The organism is Pseudomonadota bacterium (assembly GCA_022361155.1).
Lineage (GTDB): Bacteria > Myxococcota_A > Polyangia > Polyangiales > JAKSBK01 > JAKSBK01.
This window is the reverse complement of the sequence record JAKSBK010000437.1, coordinates 1-1,276: the sequence shown is the minus strand read 5'-3', so window position 1 is coordinate 1,276 and position 1,276 is coordinate 1. Positions and strand designations below refer to the sequence as shown.

Here is a 1,276-nt window from a genome sequence, read left to right as displayed (position 1 = left end):
GCCAGACGTGGTGATGCGATACCACTGCATGACGCGGACGCCGGCAGTTACGCGGGTGGGCGCAGTTTACGTAGGAATGCTCGTAGACACTGCTGTTGGTGAGATGGGCGTACTCGAACGCCATCCGCGCCCCCTGAATCTCCCGGACCACCTCCAGCAAAGGCTTGGGCGGGCCCGTGCGCAAGTGCCCTTCCCAGGTCTCTGGTCGTGACCTCGAAGCTGTAGGGTGCGGTCCAGTCGGTGCGGTGCCTCGAGACGATCTTCGTAAACAGGTCGCCTGCGGTCCGGTACTCGACCCCGTCGCCGCCGTAGCCGCGACCATCGTTGGGGTCGACCATGATGAGCCGCTCGCCGCCCAGGCAAAACCAGTCGCCGGCGCCGTTCTGGTCGTAGGGGTTGTAACCGTCCAGGGCGGCGATGCGCTTGCAGCGCGTGATCATGCCGACGCCCCGAAGGCTCCAGCCCACGCCCATGTAGTTGCTGCCCGCCGAGCTGTCGTAGGTCAGGGCCAGGTGCGGCTCGAGGCCCCCGCGACCGGGAGGAACCTCGATCGGAATCGTGTACGAAGCCTGCCCCAGGTGCGTGACCGCAAACGAGCCCGGCGTCTGGCCTACCCCCTGCGTTGCGTAGTGGGCGCGCACAATGCCTGCAGGCAGGTCCGCTTCACGCAGCGGCGGCTCCACCGGGACGAGGTCCGCCAAGAGCGCTGAAGGCAGGCTCGGAGACGTGGCGCTCGTTGCGCTCGCGAAAGTAGCGACTGCTGCTGGCGGCGGCCGCATCGGGCAGCGGCCGCACTCGCTGAGCTTGCCCCGGTTTCCGGGACCAAGGCACGGATTGCGCGCCGAGTCCGTGCTCAGGCAGCTGCGCGGCAGGCAGGTGGCCTGGTTCGCAGGCAGATCGAAGCGCCCACCCGTACCCGCCACGCACTCGGCACCCACCTCGCAGTCGAGCGGGCGCGTGCAGACCTGTCCCGTGGTGCACGCCTGCCCGCATACTCCGCCGCAGCCGTCGTAACCGCAGCGCTTGCCCTCGCACTGCGGTACGCAGGGTCCTGGCTGCAAGCCCGAGACAGGCGCGGACTGCATCGGCGCTGGCAAAGGCTGCGGCGTTGCTGGCGCAGGCTGTGCGGACGGCCCCTCGGGCTTCACAGGACACCGCACGCTCGTGCACGACTCGAGACACGAAAGGCACTGGCCGCAGCGACCCAGGTCCGCGCAGCGGACGTCCCCGGCGGCGCACACCTCGTCGGATAGCTCGAGCGCCCCGCTGCAGCTGG

The 1,276-nt window shown here is 69.1% G+C and carries 1 protein-coding gene; it reads right to left on the bottom strand.

The genetic code is table 11. The features are described from left to right. Window positions 1-47 precede the first annotated feature (47 nt). Window positions 48-1,276 (bottom strand): hypothetical protein (locus MJD61_16635; protein MCG8556889.1); only part of this gene is annotated, 1,229 nt, incomplete at its 5' end.